The organism is Streptomyces sp. NBC_01669 (assembly GCF_026339735.1).
GTDB classification, from domain to species: domain Bacteria; phylum Actinomycetota; class Actinomycetes; order Streptomycetales; family Streptomycetaceae; genus Streptomyces; species Streptomyces yanii.
Genome location: NZ_JAPEQG010000001.1, coordinates 2,847,460 through 2,862,707 on the forward strand (window position 1 = coordinate 2,847,460; position 15,248 = coordinate 2,862,707).

Consider the following 15,248-nt stretch of genomic DNA (forward strand, 5'->3'; position numbering starts at 1 on the left):
CACGGGGTGGCCACAGGGACGGTTCGACGGTTCGACTGCGGAGTTCATCCACCGCCTGCTCACCGACCCGCTGCACACGGGAGCCTGAACCGGAAAGGCGATCAGTGATGTTGTCGCCTGAGATGCAGGTCGAACGGCGCCTGTGTCCCGTTCCTGGCTGAGCTCTCCGGGCTGGGGCACGGTTCGTCCCGTGCCCCAGACAGACGAGTGAGGGCCCGCCGTCCTGTGGACAACGGACCCTCACATGCAGAAACGCAGGTCGGGATGGTGACGGCCCGACTTCTCAGCTGGAGCCGACGAAAAGCACCAGCAGGAGCCAGACCACCGGAGCGGTCGGCAGCAGCGAGTCCAGTCGGTCCATGATCCCGCCGTGACCGGGCAGCAGCGTGCCCATGTCCTTGATCCCGAGATCCCGCTTGATCATGGACTCGCCCAGGTCGCCGAGGGTGGCACTGGCAGCGACGGCCAGGCCGAGCAGCAGCCCCTGCCACCAGGTGCCGTCGTCGATCAGGAACTGCATGCACAAAGCGCCGGCGACCATCGCGAAGGCGACGGCTCCGAACAGTCCCTCGCGGGTCTTCCCGGGGCTGATCCGCGGCGCGAGCTTGTGCTTGCCGAAGCGCCAGCCGACGGCGTACGCGCCCGTGTCGCTGACCACGGTCAGCAGGAGGAAGGTGAGGACCCGCTGCGGCCCGTCGTCCGCGCTCAGCAGCATCGCGACGAACGTGGCCAGGAAGGGTACGTAGAACGCGGCGAAAACACCGGCCGTGACGTCCCTGAGGTATCCCTCGGGCGGCTCGGTCATCCGCCAGACCAGCACCGCCAGGGCGGTCAGCGCCATGGCGACCCAGGCGCCCTCGGCTCCGCGCACGTAGCCGGCCACGATCATCGCCGCGCCGCCGATCGCGAGCGGCACGAGCGGTGCCTTGATGCCCTTGCGCTCCTGCAGCCGGGAGGTGAGCTCCCAGAGGCCGACGACGACGGCGATCGCTATCACGCCGATGAAGACGGCCTTCACAATGAAGAGCGAGGCGACGATGACGGCCCCGAGCCCCACACCGACCCCTATGGCGGCTCGCAGGTCACGACCCGCACGTTTCTTCTGCGGGGGCGTCGGCGCGGTGGACATGGGCTCCTGCGGCTTCTCGTCACGGTACGGGGGAACGCCGCGCCGGCCGGAGGCTCCCCCGTTCCGGTCGTCACGGTCGTCAGCGTCTCTACCTGCGTCCGGAACGTCCGGCACGATGGGCATGGGCCGAGTGTGCTGGGCGTCATGCACATCGTATGCAGGACCCGCGGGGGCAGCCCTCATCTCGGGCGTACCCCCGTAGCCGGCTCCCTGCGGGGCGCCCCAGGAAGAGTCGTTCATCAGACTTCGAGCAGCTCGGCTTCCTTGTGCTTGAGCAGCTCGTCGACCTGCGCGACGTACTTCGCAGTGGTGTCGTCGAGCTCCTTCTCGGCGCGGCGCACCTCGTCCTCGCCGGACTCCTTGTCCTTGACCAGCTTGTCCAGGGTCTCCTTCGCCTTGCGGCGGACGGCCCGGATCGAGATCTTGGAGTCCTCGGCCTTCGTCTTCGCGACCTTGATGTAGTCGCGACGACGCTCCTCGGTGAGGTCGGGGAAGGTCACTCGGATGATATTGCCGTCGTTGCTCGGGTTGACGCCGAGGTCGGAGTCGCGGATGGCCTGCTCGATGTTGCGCAGCGCGCTCTTGTCGAACGGCGTCACGACGGCCATGCGCGGCTCGGGAACCGAGAAAGAGGCCAGCTGGTTGATCGGGGTCAGGGCGCCGTAGTAGTCGGCGACGATCTTGTTGAACATCGCCGGGTGCGCACGGCCGGTGCGGATCGCGGCGAAGTCCTCCTTCGCGACCACGACGGCCTTCTCCATCTTCTCCTCGGCCTCGAGGAGGGTTTCTTCGATCACCACGTGCTCCTGCGTGTTTTGAGTGGGCCCGGCGTGCTCGGGCCCGGCGGGTCCTGCGTCGCGTCCTCACCTGCACGGTGTCCGACCGGCAGGCCGTTGTCCATCCTTCGGGACCGTCCCCCGGGTGTCCCCGGCCGGCCCCGGGGCCGTCGGGGGATTCCCCCGGGCGGCCCCCCGGTTGTCAGGCCCGGGTGCCCTGGTCGCTCACGAGCGTGCCGATCTTCTCACCCTTGACGGCGCGGGCGATATTGCCGGCCGCGGTCAGCTCGAAGACGAGGATCGGCAGCTGGTTGTCGCGGCAGAGCGTGATGGCGGTGGCGTCGGCAATCTTGAGATCGCGGGCGAGCACCTCGCTGTACTCCAGCGCGTCGAACTTCACCGCGTCCGGGTTGGTCTTCGGGTCGGAGTCGTAGACCCCGTCCACCCCGTTCTTACCCATGAGCAGGCCCTCGGCGTCGATCTCCAGGGCGCGCTGGGCGGCAGTGGTGTCGGTGGAGAAGTACGGCATGCCCATACCGGCGCCGAAGATGACGACGCGTCCCTTCTCCAGGTGGCGCACCGCGCGCAGCGGGATGTACGGCTCCGCGACCTGCCCCATGGTGATGGCGGTCTGGACGCGGGAGTCGATGCCCTCCTTCTCCAGGAAGTCCTGGAGCGCCAGGCAGTTCATGACGGTGCCGAGCATGCCCATGTAGTCGGACCGGGCCCGGTCCATGCCGCGCTGCTGGAGCTCGGCGCCGCGGAAGAAGTTGCCGCCGCCGATGACAACCGCGATTTCCGCACCGCCCCGGACGACAGCCGCGATTTCCCGGGCGATGGCGTGTACGACGTCGGGGTCGACGCCGAGGCCCCCACCGCCGGCGAATGCCTCTCCGGACAGCTTCAGCATGAAGCGTCCGGCCACCTTGCCGTCCTCGCGCTTGTGGTCACCTTTGGCGGCGTCCGCGCCCTTGTTCATGGAGATTCTCCTCGTGCACATACGAAGAAGGCCATTGCCGGTGGGTCTGGTGTCCCTCAGCGGCAATGGCCTCCTCGTCAGATCTGCGGTCGTACGGCGGGTGTGCGGCCGTACGACTGCACCAGACCCTATCGGGGTCCACCGTTTTTCGCGGACGGACTCAGATGCCGACCTTGATGCGCGAGAAGCGCTTCAGGGTGACACCGGCCTCGTCCAGGACCTTCTGGACGGACTTCTTGTTGTCCTTGGCGAAAGCCTGCTCCAGGACGACGACGTCCTTGAAGAAGCCGTTGACGCGACCCTCGACGATCTTCGGAAGGGCGGCCTCGGGCTTGCCCTCCTCGCGAGAGGTGGCCTCGGCGACACGACGCTCGTTCTCGACCGTCTCGGCCGGAACCTCGTCGCGGTTGAGGTACTTCGGGGCGAAGGCGGCGATGTGCTGCGCGACGTCCTTGGCGACCTCGGCGTTCTCCTTGTCCAGCTCGACCAGGACGCCGACCTGCGGCGGGAGGTCGGGCATGGTGCGGTGCATGTACGCAGCCACGTAACCGCCGGTGAACTGCGCGAAGCGGTCCAGGACGATCTTCTCGCCGAGGTTGGCGTTGGCCTCGTCGACGTAGGCCTGAACAGTCTTGCCGGCCTCGATCTCGGAGGCGAGCAGCGTGGCCAGGTCGGCCGGCGAGGTCGCGGCGACGTGGGCGGCCAGAGCGTTGGCGACGGCCAGGAACTTCTCGCCCTTGGCGACGAAGTCCGTCTCGCACTTCAGCTCGAGCAGGACGCCGGAGGTCTTGTCCTCGGAGATGAGGGAGACGACGGCACCGTTCTCGGCAGAACGGCCCTCGCGCTTGGCGACGCCCTTCTGACCCTTGATACGGAGCGCCTCGACGGCCTTGTCGACGATGCCGTCGGCCTCGTCGAGCGCCTTCTTGCAGTCCATCATGCCGGCGCCGGTGAGCTCGCGGAGCTTCTTGACGTCAGCGGCGGTGTAGTTCGCCATGAGTCTGTGTTTCTCTCTCGAAGTCTGAAAGATCTACGGGTGAACGGCGGGGGCGGTGCCTGTTGCACCGGCCCCCGCCGTCATTCAGCCGTGACGGAGTCGTCAGGCCTGCTCGGCGTCCGCGGCCGGAGCCTCGGCAGCGGCCTCGGCCGGAGCCTCGGCAGCGGCCTCGGCCGGCGCCTCGGCAGCGGCCTCGGCCGGCGCCTCGGCGGCGTCCGCGGCCTTCTCGGTCTCGGCGGAGGTCTGCACCTCGGCGTCCGCCTTCTTGTCGCCCTCGAGCAGGTCGCGCTCCCACTCGGCGAGCGGCTCACCGGCGGCCTTGTCGCCCGGCTTCGAGTCGCCGGTCGCAGCGCCGGAACGGGCGATGAGGCCCTCGGCGACGGCGTCGGCGATCACGCGGGTGAGCAGGGTGACGGAGCGGATCGCGTCGTCGTTGCCCGGGATCTTGTAGTCGACCTCGTCGGGGTCGCAGTTGGTGTCGAGGATCGCGACGACCGGGATGTGGAGCTTGCGCGCCTCACCGACGGCGATGTGCTCCTTCTTGGTGTCGACGATCCAGACGGCGCTGGGCACCTTCTGCATCTCGCGGATACCACCGAGGGTCTTCTCCAGCTTGGCCTTCTCGCGGGAGAGGACCAGGAGCTCCTTCTTGGTGAGGCCGGAGGCGGCCACGTCCTCGAAGTCGATCTGCTCAAGCTCCTTCAGACGCTGAAGGCGCTTGTAGACGGTGGAGAAGTTGGTGAGCATGCCACCGAGCCAACGCTGGTTGACGTACGGCATGCCGACGCGCGTCGCCTGCTCGGCGATGGCCTCCTGGGCCTGCTTCTTCGTACCCACGAACATGATGGAGCCGCCGTGCGCGACGGTCTCCTTGACGAACTCGTAGGCGCGGTCGATGTACGACAGCGACTGGAGCAGGTCGATGATGTAGATGCCGTTGCGCTCGGTGAAGATGAAGCGCTTCATCTTCGGGTTCCAGCGACGGGTCTGGTGACCGAAGTGGACGCCGCTCTCCAGCAGCTCCCGCATCGTGACGACGGCCATGGCCGTACTCCTTGAGGTACTCGGTTGTCGCAACCGCAGGATTGCGGTCGCGCCTGACGCCCCGACGCGCCATGCCACAAGGGACCGAGGAGCGCGGCCACCGTCCGCAGAGAGGGAGGTGGCGGGGCGTGCGAAGTCGACCCGGTGACCCGGATCGCCACAAGAAGTGTACGGGACCCGTCGAGTGCCGGGTGACGGCGCTGTCCACAACCGGCGAGTAGTCCACAGATCCGGTCCATGATCCTCGCGGATCCGCCGGGTGCGGAACGGTTCGGGTCATGCGATACACACCTGAACCGACGGCTCGCCAGACCCGGGCGACGCTCGTGGCGGCGTTCATGGCGGTGCTCACGATGCTGTGCGGTGCGGGCCGCGCCGCCGCCGCGGACAACCCCACCCAGGGCGGCGGGCGTGCGTGGCCGCTCGCGGGGCGGCCCGTGGTCGTACGGGGGTGGGAGCCGCCGGCCGACGCCTACGGGCGGGGGCACCGTGGCGTCGACCTCGCCGCCGCTCCGGGTGCCCAGGTGCTGGCCGCCGCCGGCGGCCGGGTCTCGTTCGCGGGGCGCGTCGCGGGGCGGGGGGTGCTGTCGATCGAGGTGGCGGGGACCGGTGATCCGCCGCTGCGCACGACGTACGAGCCGGTGCGGGCGCTGGTCTCGGAAGGTGACGAGGTCCGCGCCGGCCAGCCGGTCGCGGTCATGGAGGCCGGGCCGTTCCACTGCGAGTCCGGGTGTCTGCACTGGGGGCTGCGGCGTGGTGACGCATATCTGGATCCGCTGTCGCTGCTGCCTCCGGCGCTGCTGCGGCGGGGTCCTTCGCGGCTGCTGCCGGTGTTCGGCGTACCGGAGCCATGGGCGCCGGGCGCCGTCGGGTACGCAGACCCTGCCGTGCTCCTCGTCGCGGCGGCGACCGGGTGCGGGCGTCAGCCCCGCACGCCCCGCAGGACCATGGCGACGGCGGTGTCAGCGATCACCCCGGGCGCCTCCGCCACGCCCAGTTCGATACGGCGCACGGCGGCGTCCACCGAGCCCTGCAGCAGCATCGCCGCCAGCCTCGGCTGTTCATGGCCGAGGTCACCGAGCGCCTCGACAATCATGGCGATCAGCCCGCCGTGGGCCGCCCGGATCTTCTCCCGTGCGCCTGCGTCCAGCTCGCTCGCCGAGATGGCGACGACAGCCCGGTGCCGCCGGTCCCCGACCAGATCGAGCTGGCGGCGTACATATGCCTCGATCTTCCCCTCGGGCGTCTGCGCCCGCTCCATCGCGTTCTCGACCTCGGCCGCCCAGACGGGGAAGTCGACGGCGCACAGCTCCTCGACGACGGCCGCGCGGGAACGGAAGTACTCGTAGACGGAGGACCGCGCAAGGCTCGTGCGCTCGGCGAGAGCGGGGAAGGTCAACGCCTCCGTACCGCCCTCGGACAGCAGGGAGCGGGCAGCGTCCAGGAGGGCGCCGCGCTGCATGGTCCGGTGCTCGGCCACGGAGGCCGCTCGAATCCTGGGCACGGATCCACTCTACGGCGGCAGGTGTTCGAAAGGGGGCGCGGGCAGCCAACATCGCCCGGCCGGACGCCTGCTCAACGTCCCGCGTCGGCCAGTTTCGCGCGGAGCTGCAGCACCGATTTGGTGTGGATCTGGCTGACCCGGCTTTCGGTCACCCCGAGCACGTTGCCGATCTCGGCGAGGGTGAGCCCCTCGTAGTAGTAGAGGGTGACGACAGTCTTCTCGCGGTCCGGGAGCGTGTTGATCGCCCGGGCGAGCAGCCGTCGGAGCTCGCGGTCCTCGGCTACCTCCACCGGATTGTCGGCGGCGGTGTCCTCAAGGGTGTCCATCAGGCTCAGCCGGTCGCCACCCTCGCCGCCGACATGCAGCAGCTCCTCCAGCGCGACCACGTTCGCCAGCGACAACTGGCTGAAAACCGCATGCAGTTCTTCCAGGGCGATGCCCATCTCCGCCGCGACCTCCGCCTCGGACGGGGTACGCCGCAACTGCGCCTCCAGTGTCGCGTAGGCGCGCTCCACGGCCCGCGCCTTCTGTCGTACGGAGCGCGGGATCCAGTCGAGCGCCCGGAGCTCGTCGATCATCGCGCCGCGGATGCGCGTGATCGCGTACGTCTCGAACTTGATGGCCCGTTCGATGTCGAACTTCTCGATCGCGTCGATCAGTCCGAAGACTCCCGAGGAGACGAAGTCCGCCTGCTCGACATTGGACGGCAGTCCCACGCTCACCCGGCCCGCGACGTACTTCACCAGCGGCGAGTAGTGAAGGATCAGCTGCTCCCGCAGCCGGCCGTCGCCCGTGGACTTGTACGAACGCCACAACTCGTCGAGCGAGGAGGGGGCAGGGGGGCGCACAGTGCCACGCGCAGCGGGTGGCACTGCTGCGCGGTCAGACCCGGAGGTGTGCTGGGGCATGTGGTGCCTTGAGCCGTTCTGCTGTGAAGTGCTGGGGGACTTGTGTCTGAGTCGGATTCCTTGTGAGCGTAGCGTGACTGAAGCGTCGCGGTGCGCGCAGGATAGAGCATCGGCGCCCGGTACTTCTGGGGGAACAGACACGACTACGCTCCGGGCCCGTCGCCTGTGCAGCGGTCCCGGAGGGGTCGCCGAAGGATCCGCCGAGGTCACCGGCATCACCTTTTCACCCGAATGCTCCAGGTCAAGGACCGCCTCGCCGCGCGTCCCCATTGCATGCCGACTGCCGCGTCAACTGCCACCCATCGCCATCACGTTCGACGAACCCCAGTGAGTGGAGTTCGTACAACCTGCCGAGCGCTTCGTCGGTGCCGGTGCCCGCGGTGCGGGCGATGTCCCTCGCGTTGACGGAACCGCGGGAGGGCAGGGCGTCGAGGATCCGGGCGCAGACGGCGTCCAGCAGGTCCCTGGGAAGCAGAGGACCGCGTCGGGCGGGAGCGAGATCACCGATGTCCCCCACCAGTTCGGCCACCTCCGAGGCGTCCGTGACCAGGACGCCCTCGCCCCGGAGCAGTTCATGGACACCGGCCGACAGCCCGCTGGTGGCGGGTCCCGGAACCCCCATGGTGAAGCGGCCGAGCTGCTGAGCCCTGCGTGCCGTAACCAGCGAACCGCTGCGGTATTGCGCCTCCACCACGACCGTTCCCCGCGTCAGCGCGGCAATCACCCTGTTCCGAAGGACAAATCTGCTGCGTGTCGGATGATCGGACGGCGGCAGCTCTCCGATGACCAGACCCTGTTCCGCCACGCGTCCGATCAGCTCGGCATGGCCTCGGGGATAGGCGACGTCGACGCCGCAGGCCAGGACCGCCATCGTCGCCCCACCGGCCGCGAGTGCGCCACGGTGTGCCGCCCCGTCCACTCCGTACGCGGCGCCCGACACGACCACCCATCCCAGCTCCGCCAGCCCGGAAGCGAGGCTCGCCGCCATATGCGCCCCATAGGGAGTGCAGGCGCGTGCGCCGACCACGGCAACGGAACGCAGCGCCCAGAGCCGCAGATCGGCCCGGCCCCGCACCCAGAGCGCGGTCGGCCTGGAGTCGCCCAGGTCGTCGAGCTGGCTGGGCCACTCCCGGTCACCGGGACAGACCAGGCGGCCGCCCACCGCGGCGACCGCCGCGAGGTCCCGCTCGGGCTCGGCCGACCCGACCCGCAACCGGTATCCGGCGAGCCGCTTCGGTGTCATGCCGCTCAGCTCTTCCGCGGTCCCGTCGCGGGACGTGAGCCGCCGCATCAGCTCGACGGCGCCGACTTGGCGCAGCCAGCGGCCACCGTGCTCGTCCCCCGGCTCCAGCACGCGGGTCAGCGCAGCCCGTGCCAGCCGCTCCCGCTCCCCCATCGTCCCCGGCGCGCTTACTGGTTGGCGGCCGCCCACCGCCTCCTGCCCACGCCCTGGTGCGTGGTCTCCCACCGACTCCGGCGTCATCATGCCCCGCCCCTCGCCGTAGCCCCCCGGCGTCATGACGTCCCGCCCCGGGCCAAGGCTCCCCGGGCGATGCCGGTCCGTAGTTCCAGGGCCACCGCGATATCGGACGCCTCCGGGCGATCCGCGCCGCGCAGATCGGCGACGGTCCACGCCACCCGCAGCACCCGGTCGAGTCCCCGCGCGGTGAGCAGCCCCCGCTCCATGTCCCGTTCGGCCTCCATGAGCGCCCCCGGCGCCGCGAGCAGCCGGGTTCGCAGCTCATGGCCGGGTACCTCGCTGTTGGTGGTCCATCCCGTGCCCGCAAGCCGTTCTGCCGCCCGGGCCCTGGCTTCCCGTACCCGCGCCGCGACGACGGCCGTGGACTCGCCCCGGCCTCTCCGGCCCATGAGGTCCTCGCGCGTGACCGGTGCGACGACCACCCGCAGATCCACCCGGTCGAGCAGCGGCCCGGAGAGTCTCGCCTGGTAGCGGCGGACCGAAGAGGGCGGGCATTCGCAACCGGCGCCGGTGAGGGTGTGGCGCCCGCAGGGGCAGGGATTGGCCGCCAGCACCATCAGGAATCTGGCGGGCAGCCGCACCACTCCGGCGCTGCGCGCCACCACCACATGCCCCGACTCCAGCGGCTGGCGCAGCGCGTCGAGCGCCCGGACGGAGAACTCCGGCGCCTCGTCCAGGAACAGCACACCCCTGTGGGCCAGCGAGACCGCCCCGGGCCTCGGCAGCCCGTTCCCCCCGCCGACCAGCGACTGCATCGTCGCCGAGTGGTGCGGCGCACAGTAGGGCGCCCGGGTGACCAGTGGCTCACCCGGCGGCAGGATGCCCGCCACCGAGTGCACCGCGGTCACCTCCAGGGATTCCTGCCGGCTCAGCGTCGGCAGAATCGCGGACAGCCGCTCGGCCAGCATGGTCTTGCCCGCGCCCGGCGGTCCGGAGAGCAGCAGATGGTGCCCGCCCGCCGCTGCGACCGCAAGGGCCAGACGCGGCGTCTCCTGGCCGGCGACGTCCGCCAGGTCCGGGGGACGTCCCTCGCCCTGCGCGGAGACCCGTGCCAGTCCCCTGCTGATGCCCGCGCCCGGCACCATCAGCCCCGCCAGCAACGTGGAGGGGCGTCCTTCCTCGTCGCCCTCCCGCTCGTCGGGTACCGGCTCGTCACTGAGCACGGCGATCAGCTGCCGCAGGCTCCGCACCCCGAGGACCGAGACGCCGGGCACCAGCGCCGCCTCGCCCGCGGTCTGTTCGGGCACGACGACCTTCCGGTACCCCGCCTCCGCAGCGGCAAGGACGGCAGGCAGCACACCGCGGACCGGCCGCACCCGGCCGTCGAGGCCGAGCTCCCCGATCATCACCACATCGGAGATGGCCGAGGGATCGATCCGCTCGGCCGCGCCGAGTACGGCACACGCGACAGCGAGATCGAAGCCGCTGCCTCCTTTGGGCACGGAAGCCGGGGAGAGCCCGACCGTGAGTTTCTTCTGCGGCCACTCCGCCCCGGAGTTGACCACGGCGGCCCTGACCCGGTCCCGGCTCTCCACCAGGCTCTTGTCCGGCAGACCGACCAGGGTGAACGCCGCCACCCCCGGCTCCAGGTCCGCCTGGACCTCCACCACCACGCCTTCGACGCCGACCAGCGCCACCGAGCACGCCCTCGCGAACCCCATCAGGCCACCCCGCGCGCGTGCTCGACGACCGGCGCGCCCCGTCCGGGCAGCATCACGCCGATCAGATCGATCCGCACCCCGCCCGGCGGCGGGCCGCCGTTCCGGTCGAGCCAGATCTCGGCGAGCCGCCGCAACCGGTCCGCCTTCACCGGGCTGACGGCCGCCATCGGATGCTGGAACGCCCCCGCCCTGCGGGTCTTGACCTCGCAGACGACCAGCGCGTCCCCGTCCATCGCCACGATGTCGATCTCACCGGCGCGACAGCGCCAGTTCCGTTCCAGTACGGCCATGCCGGCGTCGGTCAGCAGCCGCGCCGCCAGATCCTCGCCGTACCGCCCGAGTGCCCCCCGTGCGTTCATTCGGCACCACCTCCGGCACCGACGATGACGCGTCCGAGCCCCGCTGGTGGATCTTGGTGGACAACTCAGCGGTTGTGGACAACCCGGCCACCCGAACGGACCGGCGACCGCCGCAGCGGCTCAGCTCCCCGGGAGTTCGAGGTCGCTCTTGTTGAGTTCTTCGATGTTGACGTCCTTGAAGGTCAGGACGCGTACCTGCTTGACGAACCGGGCGGGCCGGTACATGTCCCAGACCCACGCGTCCGCCATGGACACCTCGAAGAAGACCTCACCCTGAACCGAGTGCACCTGCATCTCGTAGTCGTTGGTGAGGTAGAAGCGCCGTTCGGTCTCGATCACATATTTGAACAGACCGACGACATCTCGGTACTCCCGGTAGAGCTTCAGCTCCATCTCGGTCTCGTACTTTTCGAGGTCCTCGGCGCTCATTGGCATGTTCCCCTTCAGCCGTGCGTCCACCTATTGTGCGCCAGGCTCCCGCGCCCCCGACGGCTTAGGCGATTTCGGGGGCCAGGACCACTGGCGTACGCGGCGGACCCTCGTCGAGCAGCGTGCGCAGCAGCCCGGCGAGCCTGGTCGGGTACACCGTCTCACGCGCCACCGACAGTTCGCTGTAGGTCCACCACCTCAGGCCCGAGACACTGCGCTGTTCCAGCCCGGTGAGCCCGCTCAGATCCGTGTCGGTCTGCGGGGTACGTGCCAGGTAGTACCACTCGTCCTGGTCCCAGCGCCGCCCGTCGAACGGGAAGGAGCAGATGCGCTGCCAGAGCACGGGGCCGAGCTCGACGTCCGTGATCCCCGTCTCCTCGGCGAGCTCGCGCAACGCGGCCTCCTCGCGGGTCTCGTCGCCCTCCAGGCCGCCTCCGGGCGTGAACCACCAGGTGATGTCGGGGTTGTCCGGTTCGTAGCCGTGCATCAGCAGAATGCGGTCGTCGGGGTCGAGCAGGATCACCCGGGCGACCTTCCGGATCTCAGCGGGCACCCGCAGGCACCTTCCCGCCCTGTTCGCGCCTGTTCCGTGCGGACCGCGCCGCGATCGGCCCGTACGCCGCGCCGCCGACGATGAGCACCACGCCCGCCACCACGGCCCCGACCTGCAGCTCCAGCGGTCCGGGCTTCGACACCCCGCCGGGAAGAACCGCGAACGCCTGCGGTCGCTCGATCATCCCGTTCATCGGCCAGGCGATGGCGTCCACCCGAGCCCGCACGGCGCTGCGCGGTATCGAGCCCTGCCCCGGGTCGTCGAGGTGGACCCGGGAGTCCAGGGAGCCGCTGCGCTCGTCGCCGAGGACAAAGAGCTGCCCCTTGGGCACCTCCGCCGAGAAGTTATTCACCGAGGCGAGGCCCTTCGTCTGCAGATACGGTTCCTCAATGGGCTTGCCGTTGACGGTGAGCCGGCCGTTCTTCTCGCAGCAGGCGATCAGGTCGCCGCCGATGCCCACGACCCGCTTCACCATGGGCATGTCGCCCCACGCGGGGTCCTTGAAGACCACCACGTCACCGCGGCGCACCTCGGCGCCGTCCACCCGCTCCGCGAGCACCCGGTCACCCGCGTTCACCGTCGGCGTCATCGACTCGGTCGGCACGGTGTACGGCTTGTACACCACCGCCGCCCAGGCGAACCCGCCGAGGAAGAGCACACAGCCGACGGCCACGGCCAGCCCCGACAGCATGCTGCCGAGCCGACCGTGGCCGTCACTCGTACGTCCTGTTCCACTCATCCCAGCGTCCCCCACCTCGGAGATCGACAATCGCTGATCCGAGTCGGCACCCTACCCGGCAGTACGCCCGGCGGTCAGCCTCTTGCGACGCCACAACACGAGCGGCAGCGCTCCGGCTACACCGAGTGCTCCCGGCGCCAGCCCCATCGCGGCGTTCAGCCCCGGCTGGTCGAAGGTGCTCGGAACCGGCAGGGTCGCCCAGCGGTTGATCGGCCATGCCACCACGATGGCCCGGCCGACCACCTCGTCCGTGGAGACCGTGCCCTGACCCGGCAGCTCCTGGTGATAGCGGGAGTCCAGGGAGTTCTGGCGGTGGTCGCCCATCACCCAGATACGGCCCTCGGGCACCGTGATCGGACCGAACGGCTCGTCGTTGCACGGGGTGTTCCCCGGGTAGATGAACGACTGCTCGTCCAGCGCCTTGCCGTTGACAACGACCGGCCCGTTCTTCCTGCACTCCACCGTGTCGCCGCCGACCGCGATGACCCGCTTGATCAGGTCCTTCTCCTCGGCGGACGGCATCAGTCCGATGAAGCTGAGGAACTTCTGCGCAAGGTTCGGTTGGGGCGTCGACTCGCCGTCCACCAGCCAGCCGCCCGGGTCGTGGAAGACCACGACCTCGCCGCGCTGCGGCTCGGAGCCGAACCAGGGGGTCAGCTTGTCGACCAGCACCCTGTCGCCCCGCTGGAGCGTGTTCTGCATCGAGTCCGAGGGAATCGAGAACGCCTGCACCAGAAACGTCTTGATCAGCAACGCCAGAATCAGCGCGATGCCGATGAGCAGGGGCAGCTCCTTCCAGAAGGAGCGTGGCTTCCCCGGAGCCCTACCACCACCGTCCGGGGAGTCGCCGTCACTCTCCGCCCGGTCCGGCGTCGCCTCGGCAGACCTTTCGCTCTCGGGCCGGTCCTCGGGTTCGTCGTGTCCGGATCGTGCGCCGACCGCCAAATCCCCCACATCCACTCCTCACTCCGTGCCACCGCCTGCCCCCTAGCCGGTGCAGGCCCACCACTCCCATAACGAGCGGGAGTTCCGCAGGGGTCGGGAGCCGGACCATTCCATTGAGGTCCTGGGACGACACACTATTCGACGGTGCGTACGCCACCGACGTCCCGGCGCGCGCGTCCGGGACCGAAGCGAACGTCTCGGGCTCTTCCAGCCTCCGCCAGTGCCCGAAGGGCCAGGCGATGACGACAGCCCGTCCCACGACCGCGTCCTCGGGGACCGTGCCGTGATCCGGCTCGTCCAGATGGAAGCGCGAGTCGGCGGAATTGGAGCGGTGGTCGCCCATGACGAAGATTCGGCCGGCCGGAACCTTTACCTCGAATTTGAGCGTGGAGGGCGGATTGCCCGGATGCAGATAGGGCTCGTCGAGCGGTACGCCGTTGACGGTGACCCTGCCGTCCTTGTCGCAGCACTTCACGGTGTCACCGCCGACGGCGATCACCCGCTTGATCAGATCCTGTTCGTCGTCGGACGGCAGCAGCCCGATGAAGGTCAGCACTTCCTTCACCTGTTTGACGACGACGGGCGGATCCTGCTTCGCGACGTTCTCCTGCCGCAGCCAGTTTCCCGGATCCTTGAAGACGACCACGTCGCCGCGGTGGGGCTGGGAGCCGAACCAGGGCGTCAGCTTGTCCACCAGCACCCGGTCGCCGATCCGGATCGTCTGCTCCATCGACCCGGACGGGATCACGAAGGCCTGCACCAGGAACGTCTTGAGGACGAGCGCGATGAGCAGCGCCACGGTGATGAGGAGGGGTATCTCCTTCACGGCGGACCTGCGCCGCCGCCGTTTGACCCGGCGCGCCAGCTTGCGCCGCTCCGCCCGGGTCGGCAGCGAGCGCGCGGCCGTCGGCCTGGTGCCGGTCGGCAGCGGGACGTCGGCGTCCGACCCGCCGTTCGCCCGTCCGCGGTTACCCATGCGTCCCGCCCGGTATCCGTACGGAGTCGAAGGCGCCGGTCCTCGGGATCGAGCCCAGCCGGCCCAGGGGCCAGCCGATCCAGTCCACCCGGCCGATGACCATATCGACCGGCACCATGCCGCCGCCGGGCTCTCCGAGATGGTCACGGGAGTCGCGGGAGTTGCTCCGGTGATCGCCCATCATCCACAGCGTGCCGTCGGGGACGACGATGTCGAAGGCCACCCGGGACGGGTCGTCGCCGGAATGGAGATACTCCTCGTCCACCGACTGCCCGTTCACCTTGATCCTGCCCTGCTTGTCGCAGCAGACCACCCGGTCGCCCCCCACGCCCACCACCCGCTTCACGAAATCGGTCTCGGCAGGTTCCGCCAGCCCCAGGGACGCTGCCGCGCCGTGCAGCAGCCCGGTGACGGGGTTCTCGGCGGGTGCCACCTGGACGAAGGAGCCGGTGCCGTCGAAGACCACCACGTCGCCGCGGTGCGGTACGGAGCCGAAACGGTACGCCAGTTTGTTGACGAGCACCCGGTCCCCCACCCGCAGGGTGGACTCCATCGAGCCACTGGGGATCAGGAACGGCTGCAGCACGTAGCTACTGAAGAGCAGCAGGAAGACCGAGCAGACAGCGCCGAGGAGGGCCGCACGCCGCCACGACAACGAGGCGAACCGGTCCGGGATACGCGAAGAGCGCGACCTCTCCTCCGCCCCTGCTTCGGGTGCGGAGGAGCGGTCGCGCTCCGTGTGCTTTGCTTCCGTGTCCATCGGAGCCAG

General features: G+C 69.7%; 16 protein-coding genes and 1 pseudogene. 1 reads left to right on the top strand and 16 read right to left on the bottom strand.

Features of this window, described 5'->3' with window-relative positions:
- Positions 1 to 283 precede the first annotated feature (283 nt).
- The 5 genes from OG972_RS12365 to rpsB form a co-directional block, all read right to left on the bottom strand.
- Complete coding sequence (locus tag OG972_RS12365; protein WP_266981010.1) at positions 284 to 1,369, bottom strand: phosphatidate cytidylyltransferase; 1,086 nt, start codon at positions 1,367 to 1,369, stop codon at positions 284 to 286.
- On the bottom strand, positions 1,369 to 1,926 hold the full coding sequence (gene frr, locus OG972_RS12370) for a ribosome recycling factor (protein ID WP_093899080.1): 558 nt from the start codon (positions 1,924 to 1,926) through the stop codon (positions 1,369 to 1,371). Before frr ends, OG972_RS12365 begins: the two co-directional genes overlap by 1 nt.
- 181 nt (positions 1,927 to 2,107) lie before the next feature.
- Positions 2,108 to 2,884, bottom strand: a complete 777-nt coding sequence (pyrH, locus tag OG972_RS12375) for a UMP kinase (protein WP_266981013.1) — start codon at positions 2,882 to 2,884, stop codon at positions 2,108 to 2,110.
- A 160-nt stretch (positions 2,885 to 3,044) separates the two neighbouring features.
- Positions 3,045 to 3,881 (bottom strand): translation elongation factor Ts, encoded by an 837-nt coding sequence (gene tsf / locus OG972_RS12380; protein ID WP_266981015.1) that lies wholly within the window; start codon positions 3,879 to 3,881, stop codon positions 3,045 to 3,047.
- A 102-nt stretch (positions 3,882 to 3,983) separates the two neighbouring features.
- Entirely contained in the window at positions 3,984 to 4,925 is a 942-nt protein-coding gene (gene rpsB, locus OG972_RS12385) for a 30S ribosomal protein S2 (protein ID WP_266981017.1), read from the bottom strand.
- Between the two features lie 404 nt (positions 4,926 to 5,329).
- Here rpsB and OG972_RS12390 point away from each other — a divergent pair.
- A pseudogene (locus OG972_RS12390) lies at positions 5,330 to 5,776 on the top strand (murein hydrolase activator EnvC); the annotation flags it as partial.
- Positions 5,777 to 5,847: 71 nt separating this feature from the next.
- Here the strand turns inward: OG972_RS12390 and OG972_RS12395 are convergent.
- From OG972_RS12395 to lepB (OG972_RS12445), 11 genes are all read right to left on the bottom strand, one after another.
- Entirely contained in the window at positions 5,848 to 6,405 is a 558-nt protein-coding gene (locus tag OG972_RS12395; RefSeq protein ID WP_266990439.1) for a TetR/AcrR family transcriptional regulator, read from the bottom strand.
- A gap of 95 nt (positions 6,406 to 6,500) precedes the next feature.
- Entirely contained in the window at positions 6,501 to 7,337 is an 837-nt protein-coding gene (whiG, locus tag OG972_RS12400; RefSeq protein ID WP_266981018.1) for an RNA polymerase sigma factor WhiG, read from the bottom strand.
- 241 nt (positions 7,338 to 7,578) lie between these two features.
- Positions 7,579 to 8,733: a DNA-processing protein DprA gene (dprA, locus tag OG972_RS12405; RefSeq protein WP_266990441.1), complete on the bottom strand. Its 1,155-nt coding sequence runs from the start codon at positions 8,731 to 8,733 to the stop codon at positions 7,579 to 7,581.
- Positions 8,734 to 8,852: 119 nt separating this feature from the next.
- Positions 8,853 to 10,478 carry a YifB family Mg chelatase-like AAA ATPase gene (locus OG972_RS12410; RefSeq protein WP_266981020.1) on the bottom strand — a complete coding sequence of 542 codons (1,626 nt, stop codon included), beginning with the start codon at positions 10,476 to 10,478 and terminating at the stop codon, positions 8,853 to 8,855.
- Positions 10,478 to 10,837, bottom strand: a complete 360-nt coding sequence (locus tag OG972_RS12415) for a YraN family protein (protein ID WP_266981022.1) — start codon at positions 10,835 to 10,837, stop codon at positions 10,478 to 10,480. The genes OG972_RS12410 and OG972_RS12415 overlap by 1 nt, the downstream gene beginning before the upstream one ends.
- A gap of 120 nt (positions 10,838 to 10,957) precedes the next feature.
- Positions 10,958 to 11,266 (bottom strand): DUF2469 domain-containing protein, encoded by a 309-nt coding sequence (locus OG972_RS12420; RefSeq protein ID WP_005311352.1) that lies wholly within the window; start codon positions 11,264 to 11,266, stop codon positions 10,958 to 10,960.
- A gap of 64 nt (positions 11,267 to 11,330) precedes the next feature.
- On the bottom strand, positions 11,331 to 11,819 hold the full coding sequence (locus tag OG972_RS12425; RefSeq protein ID WP_266981024.1) for an NUDIX hydrolase: 489 nt from the start codon (positions 11,817 to 11,819) through the stop codon (positions 11,331 to 11,333).
- A complete protein-coding gene (gene lepB, locus OG972_RS12430; protein ID WP_266981026.1) occupies positions 11,809 to 12,558 on the bottom strand; it encodes a signal peptidase I in 750 nt (249 codons plus the stop codon). The genes OG972_RS12425 and lepB (OG972_RS12430) overlap by 11 nt, the downstream gene beginning before the upstream one ends.
- Positions 12,559 to 12,609: 51 nt before the next feature.
- The gene (gene lepB, locus OG972_RS12435) at positions 12,610 to 13,503 is read right to left on the bottom strand and encodes a signal peptidase I (RefSeq protein WP_266990443.1); all 894 of its coding nucleotides are present in this window, start codon (positions 13,501 to 13,503) and stop codon (positions 12,610 to 12,612) included.
- Positions 13,409 to 14,479 (bottom strand): signal peptidase I, encoded by a 1,071-nt coding sequence (lepB, locus tag OG972_RS12440; RefSeq protein WP_266981027.1) that lies wholly within the window; start codon positions 14,477 to 14,479, stop codon positions 13,409 to 13,411. The genes lepB (OG972_RS12435) and lepB (OG972_RS12440) overlap by 95 nt, the downstream gene beginning before the upstream one ends.
- Complete coding sequence (gene lepB, locus OG972_RS12445) at positions 14,472 to 15,239, bottom strand: signal peptidase I (RefSeq protein WP_266981029.1); 768 nt, start codon at positions 15,237 to 15,239, stop codon at positions 14,472 to 14,474. The genes lepB (OG972_RS12440) and lepB (OG972_RS12445) overlap by 8 nt, the downstream gene beginning before the upstream one ends.
- Positions 15,240 to 15,248: the final 9 nt, after the last annotated feature.